Source organism: Hymenobacter latericoloratus (genome assembly GCF_014199535.1).
Taxonomy (GTDB): Bacteria; Bacteroidota; Bacteroidia; order Cytophagales; family Hymenobacteraceae; genus Hymenobacter; species Hymenobacter latericoloratus.
On record NZ_JACHNV010000001.1, the window covers coordinates 322032 to 338584 of the forward strand.

General features: G+C 59.6%; 14 protein-coding genes. 10 read left to right on the forward strand and 4 right to left on the reverse strand.

The window, feature by feature from the left end:
* Positions 1–427 precede the first annotated feature (427 nt).
* The 3 genes from GGU46_RS01475 (at position 428) to odhB (ending at position 6472) form a co-directional block, all read left to right on the forward strand.
* Entirely contained in the window at positions 428–1627 is a 1200-nt protein-coding gene (locus GGU46_RS01475) for an SMP-30/gluconolactonase/LRE family protein (RefSeq protein WP_183401817.1), read from the forward strand.
* A 206-nt stretch (positions 1628–1833) separates the two neighbouring features.
* Positions 1834–4680 carry a 2-oxoglutarate dehydrogenase E1 component gene (locus tag GGU46_RS01480; RefSeq protein ID WP_183401818.1) on the forward strand — a complete coding sequence of 949 codons (2847 nt, stop codon included), beginning with the start codon at positions 1834–1836 and terminating at the stop codon, positions 4678–4680.
* Between the two features lie 115 nt (positions 4681–4795).
* On the forward strand, positions 4796–6472 hold the full coding sequence (gene odhB, locus GGU46_RS01485; protein WP_183401819.1) for a 2-oxoglutarate dehydrogenase complex dihydrolipoyllysine-residue succinyltransferase: 1677 nt from the start codon (positions 4796–4798) through the stop codon (positions 6470–6472).
* 231 nt (positions 6473–6703) lie between these two features.
* Here the strand turns inward: odhB and GGU46_RS01490 are convergent, their stop codons facing one another.
* From GGU46_RS01490 to yedA, 3 genes are all read right to left on the reverse strand, one after another.
* Positions 6704–7072, reverse strand: a complete 369-nt coding sequence (locus GGU46_RS01490) for a group III truncated hemoglobin (protein ID WP_183401820.1) — start codon at positions 7070–7072, stop codon at positions 6704–6706.
* Positions 7073–7222: 150 nt separating this feature from the next.
* The gene (locus tag GGU46_RS01495) at positions 7223–7615 is read right to left on the reverse strand and encodes a group III truncated hemoglobin (protein ID WP_183401821.1); all 393 of its coding nucleotides are present in this window, start codon (positions 7613–7615) and stop codon (positions 7223–7225) included.
* A gap of 98 nt (positions 7616–7713) precedes the next feature.
* Positions 7714–8637 (reverse strand): drug/metabolite exporter YedA, encoded by a 924-nt coding sequence (gene yedA / locus GGU46_RS01500; protein WP_183401822.1) that lies wholly within the window; start codon positions 8635–8637, stop codon positions 7714–7716.
* A 196-nt stretch (positions 8638–8833) separates the two neighbouring features.
* On the opposite strand from yedA, the gene GGU46_RS01505 reads away from it, so the two are divergent.
* The 6 genes from GGU46_RS01505 to GGU46_RS01530 all read left to right on the forward strand — a co-directional run bounded on the left by GGU46_RS01505 (position 8834) and on the right by GGU46_RS01530 (position 14296).
* On the forward strand, positions 8834–10498 hold the full coding sequence (locus GGU46_RS01505; RefSeq protein WP_317171830.1) for a M1 family metallopeptidase: 1665 nt from the start codon (positions 8834–8836) through the stop codon (positions 10496–10498).
* A 435-nt stretch (positions 10499–10933) separates the two neighbouring features.
* Entirely contained in the window at positions 10934–11605 is a 672-nt protein-coding gene (locus GGU46_RS01510; protein WP_183401823.1) for a Crp/Fnr family transcriptional regulator, read from the forward strand.
* 447 nt (positions 11606–12052) lie between these two features.
* On the forward strand, positions 12053–12430 hold the full coding sequence (locus GGU46_RS01515) for a hypothetical protein (RefSeq protein ID WP_183401824.1): 378 nt from the start codon (positions 12053–12055) through the stop codon (positions 12428–12430).
* A 172-nt stretch (positions 12431–12602) separates the two neighbouring features.
* The gene (locus GGU46_RS01520; protein ID WP_183401825.1) at positions 12603–13049 is read left to right on the forward strand and encodes a hypothetical protein; all 447 of its coding nucleotides are present in this window, start codon (positions 12603–12605) and stop codon (positions 13047–13049) included.
* Positions 13050–13119: 70 nt separating this feature from the next.
* Complete coding sequence (locus tag GGU46_RS01525) at positions 13120–13812, forward strand: carboxypeptidase-like regulatory domain-containing protein (protein ID WP_183401826.1); 693 nt, start codon at positions 13120–13122, stop codon at positions 13810–13812.
* Between the two features lie 37 nt (positions 13813–13849).
* Positions 13850–14296, forward strand: coding sequence for a hypothetical protein (locus tag GGU46_RS01530; protein WP_317171831.1), 447 nt, complete (start codon positions 13850–13852; stop codon positions 14294–14296).
* Positions 14297–14449: 153 nt separating this feature from the next.
* Here the strand turns inward: GGU46_RS01530 and GGU46_RS01535 are convergent, their stop codons facing one another.
* Complete coding sequence (locus GGU46_RS01535) at positions 14450–14995, reverse strand: hypothetical protein (protein WP_183401827.1); 546 nt, start codon at positions 14993–14995, stop codon at positions 14450–14452.
* Between the two features lie 147 nt (positions 14996–15142).
* Between GGU46_RS01535 and lpdA the strand changes: the two genes are divergently transcribed.
* Entirely contained in the window at positions 15143–16549 is a 1407-nt protein-coding gene (gene lpdA / locus GGU46_RS01540) for a dihydrolipoyl dehydrogenase (RefSeq protein ID WP_183401828.1), read from the forward strand.
* Positions 16550–16553: the final 4 nt, after the last annotated feature.

The following is a 16553-nucleotide window of genomic DNA, read 5'->3' on the forward strand; positions in this document are numbered from 1 at the left end:
CTCGCTCTGGTCCGGAGAGGATGGACAGCCGGCCCGACTCGGCTAAGGGAAGAGCGCCATCTGGATTAGCAGAAGAAAAACGCCCTTATGGGTATAGTAAGCGGCTTTAAGCGCCGAAAACAGTCCGAAGTGGAGGGTAAAACGAAGTTAAATATAGATAATTATAATAATTATTTGTACTTACAAAATGTTGTTCTTTTGAAGGGCTCAAAGTTAAGGACTTTTTTGGAAATCGGGTTTTTGCGGTTTGCTAATGCTATTAGTCAATCGAAGGCGCCCAGGCCGGATAAGCTTGGCCGCTTACGGAAGTAGCCGGTTTAGGGTTATAGCCGGAACAGGAACCCACCCGGAACGAAGCCGTATGGAGAAAATCGGAAGCTCAGCGGCTTCCGCTTAGCTCTCCTTTCCCAACCAACCCTCACCATTCATGCTACATCGTTCCCTTCGTAACCCGGCTACCCCAGCTCTGGGCCTGAGCCTGCTGGCTGGCCTGCTGCTGAGCGCCTGCTCCTCCCCTGAGAAGCCCGCCGGAGAAACTACGGCCGCCACCGGCTCCCCGGATTCTGCCGCGTCGGCGGCTCCTGCCGCCCCCGCCAACTCGCCCCTGCAGGTAGTGGCCCAGTTTCGGGAGCCCCAGATTGTAGGCGTGGCCGTGCTGCCTGACGGCCGGGTGTTCGGCGACTTTCCCCGCTGGGACAACAACCCCGTAAACGCGGTGGCCGAAATTAAGCCCGACGGCTCGGTGAAAGGCTACCCCGATGCCAACTGGAACCTCTGGAACGAAACCGTCCGCAACGAGCCTCAGAAGCACTGGATCTGCCCCCAGAGCGTGCACGCCGACAAAACCGGTATGCTGTGGGTGCTCGACCCGGCCTCGCCTGGCATCAAAGGCACCGTGCCCGGCGGCCCTAAGCTGGTCAAGATTGACCCCAAGACCGATAAGGTGGTGCAGAACATCAGCATCCCGGAAAGCGTGGCCTCGCGCAAATCTTACCTCAACGACGTCCGCATTGATACCCAGAACCAATACGCTTACATCACGGAATCGGGGGTAGGGAGCTTGGTGGTGGTGGACCTGAAGTCGGGCAAGGCGCGCAAGCTGCTGGCCCAGCACCCTTCCATGATGGCTGATACTACCCTGAACATCAAGGCCGATGGGCACGAGCTGATTGACCCCAGCGGCAACAAGGCCCGCTTCAATGCCGATGGTATTGCCTTAAGCCAGGACATGCAGTACCTCTACTGGAAACCCCTGACCAGCTACAAGCTGTACCGCATCAAAACCGATGCTTTGCGCAACCCGGCCCTATCGGATGCCCAGCTGGCCCAGCAGATTGAGGACTTAGGCAACGTGCCCGCCTGCGACGGAATGGAAATCGACGCGCAGAACAACCTGTATATGACCACCTTCGAAGATCATTCCATCAAACGCCGTACCCCAGACGGAAAAATCGAAACCCTGGTGCAGGACCCCCGCCTGGAGTGGCCCGATACGTTTGCTTTTTCCGGTGATGGTAAAACGCTGTACGTTACCAACTCAGCTATTCACAAAACGCCCACCTGGAACAAAGGCATTGGCAAGCAGGACCAGCCGTATCACATCTTCAAGATGGCGCTTTCCAAATAGTGCTACCCTATAATTCTGTGAAAAGCCGTTCCGGATAAAGGGGGCGGCTTTTCTTTTTATGCCTAGATTGGACACTTCAACTCAGTAGAAAACCATATTTTACCTCATGTGGTTGGTAGATAGGTTTATTTGAACATGCGCATATCGGTTTTAGCTTTCTAATCAACCTATTTACATTTGCTTCCGACACCACCAGCTCCCACCGCATGGATGCTTACTCTTACATCGCCAACGCACACGGCGAATACATTGACCAGCTGTACCAGTCCTATAAAGCCGATCCGCAATCGGTTGACGTAAGCTGGCAGAAATTCTTTGAAGGCTTCGACTTTGCCCAACAGTACCCCGAAGCTGGGGTAGGGCAGGCCGACGGTGAAGGCGTATTGGGCACTACGGCCAGTACCAACCAGGCCGGAGCCATCCGGGCCGTGGATACGGTAGCCGCCGACAAAGAAACCCAGGTTCGCAACCTGATTCATGCCTACCGCAGCCGCGGCCACTTGGTGGCCCGTACCAACCCGGTGCGTGAGCGCAAAGACCGCAAAGCCCGCCTGAACCTGCAGGACTTCGGCCTGAGCGACGCCGACCTGGACACCAAGTTCAAGAACGGCGAAGTGCTGGGCCTGGGCACCGAAGCCACCCTGCGCGACATCGTATCGGCGCTGCAGAAGATTTACACGCGCACCATCGGGTTCGAGTACATGTACATCCGCGACCCGCAGGTGCTCGACTGGTTCCGCGAGAAAGTGGAGAAGGACTCGCTGAGCTTCAACCCCGGCGTGGAGTATAAAAAGCGCATCCTGAGCAAGCTCAACGAAGCCGTTGTATTCGAAAACTTCCTGCACACCAAATTCCTGGGTCAGAAACGCTTCTCGCTGGAAGGTGGTGAAACTACCATTCCGGCCCTCGACGCCATCATCCGGAAGGGTGCTGAGCTGGGCGTGGAGGAAGTGATGATTGGCATGGCCCACCGCGGCCGTCTGAACGTGCTGGCCAACATCATGGGTAAAACCTACGAGCAGATCTTCTCGGAATTCGAGGGCACTGCCGTACCGGACCTGACCATGGGCGACGGCGACGTGAAGTACCACATGGGCTACAGCAGCCAGGTAGATGCCGGCGGCCGCAGCGTGAACCTGAAACTGGCCCCCAACCCCTCCCACCTGGAGGCGGTGAACCCGGTAGTAGAAGGCTTCGTGCGCGCCAAGCTCGACCACGGCTACCAGAACGACTATAATAAGGTGTTGCCCATCCTGATTCACGGCGACGCCGCCGTGGCGGGCCAGGGCATCGGCTACGAGGTAACGCAGATGTCGCAGCTGGAAGGCTACAAGACCGGCGGCACCGTGCACTTCGTGATTAACAACCAGGTAGGCTTCACCACCGACTTCGAAGACGCCCGCTCCAGCATCTACAGCACCGACCTGGCGAAAATCATCGACGCGCCGGTGCTGCACGTGAATGGCGACGACCCCGAAGCCGTGGTGTTTGCCGTGCAGCTCGCCACCGAGTACCGCCAGCAGTTCCACGCCGATATCTTTATTGATATGGTGTGCTACCGCCGCCACGGCCACAACGAGTCGGACGAGCCTAAGTTCACCCAGCCTACCCTTTACAACCTCATCAGCAAGCACCAGAACCCCCGTGAGGTGTACAACGCCATGCTGGTAGAGCGCGGCGACGTGGACAAGGAGCTGGCCAACCAGATGGACAAGGAGTTCCGCGACACCCTCCAGGCCCGCCTGGATATGGTGAAGCAGAAGCCGCTGCCCTACAACTACCAGGCCCTCGAAAACGAGTGGCGCAGCCTGCGCCGCTCCAAGCCCGAGGACTTCGACCAGTCGCCGGCTACCGGTATCAGCGAGGAGCTGGTGCAGAAAGTAGGTACGGCGCTTACTACCCTGCCCGAGGGCTTCAAACCCCTCAAGCAGATTGACAACCTGATGAAGGAGCGCAAGAAGATGTTCTTCGAAACGCGCACTCTCAACTGGGCGGCCGGCGAGCTGCTGGCCTACGGTTCGTTGCTGGCTGAAAAGCACATTGTGCGCCTGAGCGGCCAGGATGTGCAGCGCGGCACGTTCTCGCACCGCCACGCCGTGCTGCACGATGCCGAAACCTCCGCGCCCTATAACTCGCTGAACTACATTGAGGAAGGCCAGGAGAAGCTGAGCATCTACAACTCTCTGCTGAGCGAGTACGGGGTGCTGGGCTTCGAGTTCGGTTACGCCATGGCCAACCCCACGGCCCTCGTGATTTGGGAAGCGCAGTTCGGCGACTTTGCCAACGGCGCCCAGACCATGATTGACCAGTTCGTGGTGTCGTCGGAAAGCAAGTGGCAGCGCATGAACGGCTTGGTGATGCTGCTGCCCCATGGCTACGAAGGCCAGGGCCCGGAGCACTCCAATGCCCGCCCCGAGCGTTTCCTGCAGTTGGCCGCCGAAAACAACATCATCGTGGCCAACATGACCACGCCGGCCAACTTCTTCCACGCCCTGCGCCGGCAGCTGACCTGGGAGTTCCGCAAGCCGCTGGTGGTGATGTCGCCCAAATCCATGCTGCGCCACCCGCTGTGCGTGTCGCCGGTAGAGGAGTTCACCTCCGGTACCTTCCGCGAAGTGCTCGGCGACACCTACGCCGAGGACAAAAAAGTGAAGCGCGTGCTGCTGTGCTCGGGCAAGGTGTACTTCGATTTGCTGGAGGAGCAGCGCACTTCCAACCGCACCGATGTGGCCATTGTGCGCCTGGAGCAGCTGCACCCCTTCCCGCAGAAGCAACTGCAGGCCGAACTGGCCAAGTACCCCAAAGCCAAGGTGTACTGGGTACAGGAAGAGCCCGAGAACATGGGCTACTGGAACTACCTGCTCCGCTTCATGCGCCGCGAGCTGGAAGACGTGATTTCGCGCAAGCCCTCGGCCTCACCGGCTACCGGCTACAACAAGGTGCACGTAAAGGAGCAGAAGGACCTGGTGGCCCGCGCCTTCGACAAGCCCCGCGAAGAGGTAGCCGATACCGTTATCAAGGAAACCGCCGCCAAAGCCCAGAAAACCGACTAGTGGTAGCGCGAACCGTGTAGTTCGCGTAACACTACGTCTGTTTAACGATAGTTCAGGAGCCGCGAACTGCACAGTTCGCGCTACTACCCACCGAAACTCCTCAAAACTCCCACCTATGGGTCTGGAAATCAAAATCCCTGCCGTCGGCGAATCCATCACCGAGGTTACCATTGCCAAGTGGCTGAAAGCCGACGGCGACACCGTGAAGCGCGACGAGATTATTGCCGAGCTGGAGTCGGACAAGGCAACGTTCGAGCTGCCCGCCGAAGCTGATGGCGTTCTGAAAATCCGCGTGGCGGAAGGTGAAACCATCGGTATTGGCAGCACCATTGCCGAGATTGGCGGCAATGGTGCTGCCAGTGCGCCGGCCGCTCCTGCCGCAGCCCCGGCATCCGCTGCTCCCACCGCCGACCCGATAAGCCAGGGCGAGCAGAACCCCGTTGCCAGCGACCAGGCCGGCTACGGCGGCCAGCCCGCGGGCGGCGCCGCCTCCGGTACTCCTCCCACTGGAGACGCCCCCGCCGCCAGCACTGGCGCAACTACGGTAGAAATGAAGATTCCGGCCGTGGGCGAGTCCATCACGGAAGTAACGGTAGCCAAGTGGCTGAAGGAAGACGGCGCCCAGGTGCAGCGCGACGAAATCATTGCCGAGCTGGAATCGGACAAGGCCACGTTTGAGCTGCCTGCCGAGGGTAGCGGCACCCTGCGCCACGCCGCCAAGGAAGGCGAAACCATCGGCATTGGGGCCACCATTGCCCGCATTGAAGGGGGTAGCGGTGCTGCTCCGGCGGCTTCGGCCCCAGCCGCCGCACCGGCTGCTCCGGCAGCACCAGCTACTGGCAACTCGCAACTCGCAACCGGCAACTCATCTTACGCTACCGGTACGCCTTCGCCGGCGGCTGGCAAAATCCTGGGTGAGAAAGGCATCAACCCCGCCGACGTGCAAGGCTCCGGTCGGGATGGCCGCATCACGAAGGAAGACGCCCAGAATGCTCAGGCCAAGCCGGCCGCCCCGGCTCCGGCTGCTACCCCCGCTGCTCCGGCTAAACCTGCTGCAGCCCCTGCCCAGGCGGCTCCGGCTGCTAGCGGTAACCGCGTGCAGCGCCGGGAGCGGATGAGCAACTTGCGCAAAACCGTGTCGCGCCGCCTGGTGTCGGTGAAAAATGAAACGGCCATGCTCACCACCTTCAACGAGGTGAACATGCAGCCCATCATGGACCTGCGCAACAAGTTCAAGGACAAGTTCAAGGAGAAGCACTCGGTAGGCCTCGGCTTCATGTCGTTCTTCACCAAGGCCGTGTGCGTGGCCCTGAAAGAGTGGCCCGCCGTGAATGCCCAGATTGATGGCACCGACATCGTGTACAACGACTTCTGCGACATCAGCATTGCCGTATCGGCCCCGAAAGGGTTGGTAGTACCGGTGATTCGCAACGCCGAGGAATTATCGTTCGATGGCATTGAGAAGGAAATCGTGCGCCTGGCTACCCTGGCCCGCGACAACAAGCTCACCATTGAGCAGATGACCGGCGGCACGTTCACCATCACCAACGGCGGCGTGTTCGGCTCCATGATGAGCACCCCGATTATCAACGCTCCGCAGTCGGCTATTCTGGGCATGCACAACATCGTGCAACGCCCCGTAGCCGAAAACGGCCAGGTGGTCATCCGCCCGATGATGTACCTAGCCCTGAGCTACGACCACCGCATCATCGACGGCCGCGAGTCGGTGTCGTTCCTCGTGCGCGTGAAAGAGCTGCTCGAAGACCCGACCCGCCTGCTGCTAGGCGTGTAAGTTGATTTAAGAATAGAAAAGCCGTGTTTCCTGCCGGGAGCACGGCTTTTCTATGTGATGCACCTACGGTACACCACACTCGCAAGAACTTTACCGCCCGGCATTAGCAGTTGGCCAGAACGCAAAAAAGCCCTCTGGAATAAACCAGAGGGCTTTTCAGCGGGTGGGGTGGGTGGGAAGTGTGGAAAGGAGCGGGAAACGGGATGGATTAAAAAAATGCGGGTAGTGCAGTTAGGCAGCGCGGGAGTTAGAGGCGAGAGTGGCCACTTTGCTCTTGGCCTCCTCGGCCTTGGAGCCGGCGAATTTCTCGTCAACGGTGCGCTTCAGCAGGGAAACCCAGCGTTGGAAAAGCGGACCCTGAGCCGGCAGCGCCGAGTGCAGCGGTACCATTTCACCCTCCTGGTAGCGGGTGGTGCCCAGCAGCGCCGTGCTCCAGTAGTCATACATAGAGGTGAGGTGACGGGGCCAGTGTACGCGCGCTACGGCGCTGCACAACGGAGCCAGCAGCTCATCTTCGTTGGCCTTGCTGAAAGCGGTATCCACCAACGTTTTGATGTCGCCTTCAGTGCGCAAATCGGGGAGGGTAGGAGTAGTAGCCATACGGTTGCGGTAGGACTGGTGGATACGCAGCGAATTTACGCAAGTTGCGTGATATTCGCCTCGGAGCGAAAAATATTTTTGTGATTCTGCGAAAGAATATTCTTTCGCCCTTATTGGCAGCCTGCTAAGGTACTTTACCGGTAAAAAGTTTCATAGCAGATGCAGCGGATTTTGGGCTTGCCGGATACGATACTCAAAAATGGAGGCAAGGTTACCCGCTTTGTGCAAAGCTTCGTCGGCTTTGGGGCCATCGAAGTGGGTTTCAACGGTTTCCACAAATAAATTCAGCCACCGCCGGAAATGGCGGCTGTCTACGGGCAGGGCCAAGTGCTTGGGGAAGGGGCGGCCCCGGTAGCGGGCAGTGCCTAGCAGCAGGCTGCTCCAGAAGTCGTACATAGTAGCCAGGTGGCGCGGCCAGTGACCCTGCACTACCGCCTCGAAAACGGGTCCTACGAGGTCATCGGTCTGCACGCGGCTGTAAAAGGCATCGACCAGCAGCCGAATGTCGGCCTCGGTTTGAATATCGGGCAGGGTTTCAGACATGGTACTTCTAACGAAAAAGATCCGGCCAGGGGTGGGCGAGGCAGCCGCTACCTATACGTGAGGCTCAGGCGCGGGGAGGGGGCAGGAAAATTGGCTGCTTAGGTGGTTTTGGGGGGGCGCCGGCCGCCCAGCACCACCAGGGCTACGGCCAGCACAATCAGGCCGGCGCCGCCCAGCATGCCCGCGTTCAGGGCTTCGCCGGCAAACGCCCAGCCCAGCAGCACGGCCACCACCGGATTTACGAAGGCATACGTGCCGGCCAGCGCCGGCTCCACCGCCCGCAGCAGCCAGATGTAGGCCGTAAAGGCCACAATGGACCCGAACGTAACCAGGTAAGCGTAGGCCCCCCACGATTTGGCCGTTACCTGAGCTAGTTGGAAGCCCTGCGCTTCGCCGCGCAGCAGCCCCACCACCAGCATCACCAGCCCGCCGCACAGCATCTGCATGCCACCCGAAAGAAATGGCGAAGGGCTGGGCTGATGGCGTTTGGAGTACAGGGAGCCGATGGCCCACACCAGCGCGGCCGTGAGCACCAGCCCCATGCCCAGGGCCTCGTGGCCGGGCAGGGCTACGTGGCTGGCGCCCGGCGTGCGGGCCAGCAGGTACACGCCCCCCATGCCGCATACCAGGCCCAGGGCCACGGCCGGGGTAGGCCGCTGGGCTACCCCACTCCACCAGCCCAGCACCGCCAGAAACATGGGCACCGTGGCGACCAGCAGCGCCGCCAGCCCCGATGGAATGTACTGCTCGCCCAGGGTTACGCCGCCGTTGCCGAACGCCAGCAAACAGACGCCGATAACCAGGGCCACGCCCCAGCCCCGCCCGGTAGGGGCTGGCTCGCCGCGCAGCCGCATAAACCCGTAGAGCGCGGCCCCGGCCAGGGCGTAGCGGCTGCCAGCCATCAGCAAGGGCGGCATCGACTCAATGGCAAACCGGATGCCCAGGTAGGTGGAGCCCCAGATGATATAAACGGCAGCAAACGCCAGCAGCAAGGAGGCGCGGGAAGGGGTAGCGGTACGCATCAGAGTAAACGAAAGAAAGCCCGCTGCAAACCTACGGGAACTATGCAGAAGCTTTGGCTTCCGTGTTGGGGTAGGAAGCAGCGCCGTGCTGCTGATACGAGGCCGCGCGCCACCCGCCGCCCAAGCTACCGCCGGCCGCGCGCAGCGCTTGGTCCGGAATGCCGTTCTTTAGGCTCTCTACCCTCACCGTTTGCCCGTGCGTTTCTTTTCTGCCTTCCTGACGGCCGGCCTGCTTGGTCTGGCCCCCGTTGCCTCGGCGCAGCTCCTGCAGCCGAAGTCGATGTTTACCCGCGCCGATTCCTTGCGGGGGCACCTCTCGCCCCTGCGCGCCTGCTACGACGTGAATTACTACCACCTCGATGTGCAGCTGGATGTAGCCCGGAAAGCCCTCCGGGGCTCCAACCTGTTCCGCTTCACGGCCACCCAGGATTTCAGCCGCCTGCAGTTTGATCTGTTTGCCAATCTAAAGGTGGAGAAGGTGGAGTACCAGGGCCGGCCCCTGCCGTTTACCCGCGAGGCCAATGCCGTGTTTGTCACGTTTCCTACCCCCATCCGGCGGGGCAGCCGGGCCGGGTTTACGGTGCACTACGCCGGCCAGCCCACCGAGGCCAAAAACGCGCCCTGGGACGGGGGGCTCGTGTTCAGCCAGGACAGCAAGGGCAAGCCCTGGGTGGCCACGGCCTGCCAGGGGGTAGGAGCCAGCATCTGGTGGCCTACCAAAGACCACCAGTCCGACGAGCCGGACTCCATGCTCATCAGCGTGACGGTGCCCAAGGGGCTGAAGGACGTTTCGAATGGCCGCCTGCGCAAAACCACCCCGCTCAAGGGCGGAGCCACCCGCTTCGACTGGTTTGTGAGCAACCCCATCAACAACTACGACGTGGCCCTGAACGTGGGCGACTACACCCATTTCGCCGACGAGTACGCCGGCGAGAAAGGCAAGCTTACGCTCGACTACTGGGTGCTGCCCGAAAATCTGGCCAAAGCTAAAACCCAGTTTGCAGCCAACGTGAAGCCCATGCTCAAGTCCATGGAAAGCTGGTTCGGGCCCTACCCCTTCTACGAGGACGGCTTTAAGCTGGTGGAAACGCCCCACCTGGGCATGGAGCACCAGAGCGCCGTGGCCTACGGCAACAAGTACCAGAACGGCTACCTGGGCCAGGACCGCTCCGGAACCGGCTGGGGCCTGAAGTGGGACTTCATCATCATTCACGAAAGCGGCCACGAGTGGTTCGGCAACAACATCACCAGCCAGGACATTGCCGATATGTGGATTCACGAAAGCTTCACGACCTATTCCGAAGCCCTGTTCGTGGAAAGCCAGTTCGGAAAGGACGCGGCCCGGCAGTACATCCACGGGCAGCGCCGCAACATCCGGAACGAGGGGCCCATCATCGGCCCCTACGAGGTAAACAAGGAGGGCTCCTCCGACATGTATGACAAAGGCAGCAACCTGCTCCACCTCATCCGGACGGCCTACGTGCCCGACGATGCCCGGTGGCGGGAGCTGCTGCGCGGCCTTTCGCGCACGTTCTACCACCAAACCGTAACCACCAGGCAGGTAGTGAGCTACCTCAACCAGCAGCTTGGCCAAGACCTCACGCCCATCTTCGATCAGTACCTGCGCCACGCCGGGCTCCCTACCCTGGAGGTGCGCTTCAGTGCCCAGGGGCAGCCCCAGGCCCGCTGGATTGCCAATGTGCCCGGGTTTAACCTGCCGGTGCGCCTGCGCACTACCGGCGGCCAGTACCGCACCGTGCCACTTACTACCTCCTTTCAGCCCCTTAGCCTACCCGGCCTGACCCGTACCAACCTGGAAGTAGATACCGAGAACTACTACGTTGGGGTGCTGATCGAGTAAACCGCTGGCAGCATCCGGCTGGTAAAAGCCTGAGTAGGCAACCCTTCAACGCCCCCTGCTAGGAGTTTGCCAGCTGTTAAGCACCAGGCGGAGCCTAGGTACTAGTCTTCTTCTCAAATTGGATTTAGTTAATCCCATTACGGGACAGGGCGAAGTGATGATGCTTTCTGAATATATTAAAAATAAGTTAATTTTAGGTCGATGTTCGCACTATTTATAGTTGAGCGAGGTTTAGGTGGCATCCTGGCCTCGTCGTACGTGTGAATGTGGGGTGGTTCCGGGTCGGATTTTGAAGTTAGTTTTTGAATTTTATCTGGTTGCTTGTTGCTGTGGTAGCGCTGCTGAGTTGCTGGCTTGGCGTAGGAACCGCCGCCGGGTTACGGGCTTTCAGTACTTAAAAAAGTTCTTAGTGCAGCAATTCTACTCAGCCAGACTATGGTAGCACCATCAGTTCCAAACAACTGTCAGGGATGTCCGCACTACGGCCACTCGTTGCTGGGCGCCTGCCAGCGCAACGAGCTGGAGCTGATTTCCAACGGCAAGCTACACCAGTCGTACCATAAGGGGCAGGTGATTTTTCAGCAGGGCAGCCGCCCCGGCGGAATCTATTGCATTCACCAGGGCAAGGTGAAAATTTCCAAGATAAGCGCCGATGGCAAGGAGCAGATTGTGCGGCTGGCCAGGGAGGGCGACGTGCTGGGCTATCGGTCCTTGATGATGGGGGGCAATTTTTCTACTGCCGCTACCGCCCTCACCGATTGCGTAGTGTGCCTAGTGCCGCGTCCCGATTTTTTCAGCATTATCAACCAGAATCCGCAGTTTGCGCAGTCCCTGCTGCGCCTGCTGCACACCGCCTACAAGCCCGTGCGGGAACGGCTGGCCGAAGCTCTGCTGATGCTCCATAGCCTGTTTGACCCCGGCACCGACGCCCGTTTCAGCATCCCAATCTCCCGCGACGACTTGGCCGCCCTCATGGGAACAGCCAAGGAAACCGCCAGCCGGCTGCTTTCGGAGTTGCGCGAGGAAGGCTTGGTGGCCACGCAGGGTAGCCGTATCACCGTGCTGGATGTGGTTCGGCTGCGTCAGGTAGCCACCATGTACAGCTGACCAAGGCCGGAACGGCAAGAAGACGTTGCTGTGGTAAAACCAGGAATTATGCTATTACGTTTAGCCCCACGCAAATAAAAAAGCGTGGGGCTACTTGTTTCAGCCAGGGATAGAGAGTAAGTTAGATATAATTGTACTATAGTTGTCCTAAAATGGGTTCCCAGCTTGGAAAAAGCGGGAAGAATTTAACAACTATCATTTTTTGATTTGACATCAATCATTTTTTAGAGGGGTAGTTAAGAGGAAATTTGTGAAGTAAGTCAGCCTGTATCCGGCAAGATTCGGCCGGGTCCGAGGCGTCTCACACAAGTTTTATTACTACTTCTTTCACGTCGCCGGAAGCAGGCCAACGCGTGGGCCTGGGCAGGGTGGCAGAAGAGGAACAGGCGGCTTGTGCGGATTGGCTTTTTTACTTCCTCATCTCCATATTTTCTTCAATTTGATAGCATGGCTTACTCAGTCAACAACCCCGCCGGTAAAGTAATTGATGGTATCCTGCAGGACCTGCCGGGCCTGATGGCCGTGGCCGTGGTGGATACGAACTCGGGCATGAGCCTGGCGTCGCACTCCAACACGCCCTCCATCAACCCCGACACGGCCGCGGCTTACAACACCGAAGTAGTAAAGCAGAAGCAGAAGGCCATGGCGGCCCTCAAGCTCCAGGGCGAAACCATTGAGGACATCCTCATTACCCTCTCCAATCAGATTCACCTGTTGAAACTGACGGAAAACAACAAGTTTATTTACCTGGTGGTCAACTCCCGCGACACCAACCTAGCCATTGCCCGCGAGGTGCTGCGCACCCACGCCAGCAGCCTCAACTAAGTCCGCGCCAGCAGCTCACGAAACGGCCCCGGAGTGGCAGGTGCAACCGGCGCCTGCCACTCCAACAACCGAAGTTTATTTCCGGGCGGCTGTCCGGTAACCAGTTGGCGTACCGCGGCGGCCACCCGTGGCTGCGCTGCCGGAGGGCAGCGCATTTCGTGGAGAATTCTTCATGCAACTACCCTTTCTGAACCGGCTACAAGGCCTGACCGGGCCGGTAGTCAACAAGATTGTTTCGCCGGGGGCGGCAGGACCGGAGCAGACAGCCGCCGAACTGATTTTGCAGCACGTGCTGGCCGGGCTGCCGGAACTGGTTGCTGCGGCCGTGGTGCTGGAAGACTCGGGCCAGGCCCTGGCGACTTATACCACAGCTCGTGAGTTCAACGTGGGGAAAGTCATCGGCTATAATGCCGACGTTATCCGGCAGCAGCGCCTGGCGCTGAAAGCGTTGCAGCTACCAGCCGAGGAGCAGCTGGAAGAAGTGCTGATTACGCTCCGAACCCAACTACACTTATTGCGGCTGCTCCCCGATGGGCGCCGGTTTCTTTACGTGGTCGTGGACTGCCGAGACACCAACCTGGGTATTGCCCGGGAGGTGATGCGCACCTGCGAGGGCTAAGGTAAGCCGGAACAGGTAGGGGTGGTAGCGGCTATTTCTTCATCTCTCACCCTTTTATCCACTGTATGTCATGAAACTTACCGCTTCTCCTTTTAATCCGCAGACCGGCGAGTTGCTGCCGGTGTACCAGGATGCCTACCTGCGCGGCGACCTGAGCAAGGCCTCGGCCCGGGCCGTGGAAGAATACCTGCGCCGCGACGACGACCAGGCCCACGGCACGCTCACGCGCTGGCAGCAGCTGCAGGCCGCCGAAGAGGCCGGCTCAGCGCCTACCTGGGTGCAGAAGCAGCTGCAATACATCCGGGCCGAGCCCGTGCGCTTCCGCCGCCGCGCTACCACGCTGGTTGCCTCGGCCGTGCTGGTGGGTACTGTGGTTTTCGCGGGCACCAGCCTGCCCACCGAGCGCACCCCCACCGATAACCTGCCCACCGACGTGGCTACGACTGAGGTGCTGGAAGCTGGTGCCGCTTCGGCCGAAATGACCTCCTCGGCAGCCTCCATGCGCATGATTACCGTGCGCGGCCAGATTAAGGGCGAAAACGGCCAGCCCCTGGTGGGCGCCACCGTGATGCAGCCCGGCAGCCTGCGCGGCGTATCTACCAACGCCGAGGGCGAGTACGTGCTGACCGTTCCGGCTGGCACTACCTCCCTGAAATACGGCTACGGCGGCTACCACGACGAGGAAGTAGCCGTGAAAGGCTCCCGCACCGCCAACGTAACCTTGCTGCCCCGCACCCAGAAAAAGCGGTGGCTGTTTTTCTAGGCCTTCGTTGCGCCTGGGTGCTTAGTAGATAGAGTTAGTGAAGCCGAAATCCTACCGCAAAAAAGCCTCCCGCCGTCCGCTGCGCAAACCTGCCCCGGAGTACCCCACCCCGGACCCGGCAGCCGCCGAGGTAATTGATAAGGTATTGGCCGAGTTGCCCCAGCTGCTGGCCGTAGCGGTGGTGGACGTGAAATCCGGGGGCTGTCTGGCGGCCCATTCCAACTCGCCTGCTATCAACCCCAGTACGGCGGCCACCTACAATGCGGAAGTAGTAAAGCAGAAGGCCATGGCCGCGCTGCAGCTGCAGGACGAGCAGATTGAGGACATCCTCGTGACGCTGTCCAGCCAGTTGCACCTGCTGCAGCTAACTGCCACCGGCGACCGGCTGATTTACCTCGTCGTTGATGCGCAGGACACCAGCCTGGCCCTGGCCCGCGAGGTGCTACGCGGGCAGGTAGGGCAGCTGAAGCTGGTAGCGGGGTAAGTGCCTGCTATAGTACGCCTGAACCCGAACCGGCCCTTCTTCCACTCGGGAGGAGGGCCGGTTCGGGTTTAGGCGTACGTAGCTACCAGCAATCCTTCAGAGCTGCGGCAGGTAAACGGGCTTAACCAACCGATAAAAAGTTAGCCTACCTGCTTACATGTATAGAAACTGCACGCTGGTTACGCCGCAACTCCGGTAGCACTGCAGCGTCTGCCGGAGGGTGTGCAAATCGGCTACCAGGCCACCCTGGCTTAAGTACCCGTAATCAGGAGGGTATAAGTGCAAGGGTTGGGTCATGACTTCCTCAAACCCAGTAATAGCCGCGGCCTCATTCGGGGCGTTGGAGAGGATGTGGTGCAGCCTGTTCAGGTCGTTTTGCCGGTTGGGGTTGTGCACCACCTGCGTAAAGTAGTCAGGGTGCTGCTGTATTTTGGTTATAAAATTCTCTACGACAGCTGTAACTGTGTCGAGGTGGTGCCACACGGTGCTTGGCTCGTCGGCTCCCTCGTCGGCTTCTAAACCGTCGTTTTCCCAGCTTACCTGCTGAAATATGGAAAGGTCGATTTGCAGGATGCGGCTTACCTGGGCTACCTCCGCGTGTTCATTGTAGCCACCTACCTGCTCAAAAAAGAATGACAGACCTTGGGGAAATTCGTTTTCGCAGTCGGTTTCCTGGTCTGGTATGAGGTAGTAGTCCATTCCCATGGGTAGAGAGGTATATCGGTTAGAATCGGCTAAACATATGAAGCGGCGGGCAGTGATACGGCCTTTCACAATTTCCCTACCTCACAACTTCGGCTTGCCTACCTTTGTCCTGTTGATTTCCACCGAACTCACTCGTTGAATATGAACCAATACGACGTTACCGTCATCGGCTCCGGGCCGGGCGGTTATGTGGCGGCCATCCGCTGCTCCCAGCTAGGCCTCAAAACCGCCTTGATTGAGAAGTACGACACCCTGGGCGGTACCTGCCTCAACGTGGGCTGCATCCCCAGCAAAGCCCTGCTCGACTCGACGGAGCACTTCCACAATGCCGGCCACACCTTCAAGGAGCACGGTATTGAGCTGAGCGACCTGCAGATCAACATGAACCAGCTCATCGACCGGAAAAACGGGGTGGTGAAAGCCAATACCGATGGTATCCAGTTCCTGATGAAGAAGAACAAGATCGACGTCATCAAAGGCGTGGGTTCGTTCGTGGATAAGCATCACATCAAGATTACCCCCACCGCGGGCGGCGAGGAGCAGCAGATCGAGACGAAGAACGTCATCATTGCGACTGGCTCCAAGCCTACCGTGCTACCCTTCATTCAACAGGACAAGCAGCGCATCATCACCAGCACCGAGGCCCTGAACATCCGGGAAGTGCCCAAACACATGATTGTGATTGGCGGCGGCGTAATCGGGCTGGAAATGGCTTCCGTGTACGCTCGCCTCGGCGCGAAAGTATCGGTGGTGGAGTTCATGGATTCGCTTATCCCCACCATGGACCGCGCCCTCGGCAAGGAACTGAAGCGCATCCTGGGCAAAATCGGCATTGAGTTCTTCCTGAGCCACAAAGTAACCGGCGCTACCCGCGAGGGCGACGCCGTGACCGTAACCGCTACCAACCCGAAAGGCGAGGAAGTGAAGTTTGAAGGTGACTACTGCCTAGTGGCCGTGGGCCGCGTGCCCTACACCGCGGGCCTGAACCTGGAAGCGGCCGGCGTAGAAATGGAAGAGCGCGGCCGCATTAAGGTGGATGAGCACCTGCAAACCAACGTGCCCGGCATCTACGCCATCGGCGACGTGATTCGCGGGGCTATGCTGGCCCACAAGGCCGAGGAAGAAGGCGTGTTCGTGGCCGAAACCATTGCCGGCCAGAAGCCGCACATCAACTACCTGCTCATCCCGGGGGTAGTGTACACCTGGCCGGAAGTGGCCGGCGTGGGCTACACCGAAGAGCAACTGAAGGAGCAGGGCAAGGCCTACAAAACCGGCTCGTTCCCCTTCCGTGCCTCGGGCCGCGCCCGCGCCTCCATGGACCTCGACGGCTTCGTGAAAGTGCTGGTCGACAAGGAAACCGACGAAATCCTGGGTGTGCACATGATTGGCCCGCGCATCGCCGACCTCATTGCCGAAGCCGTTACGGCCATGGAGTTCCGCGCCTCCGCCGAAGACGTAGCCCGCATGAGCCACGCCCACCCCACCTACGCCGAAGCCATGAAGGAAGCTTGCCTCGCTGCTACCGAGAACCGGGCTATTCACATGTAGTTCT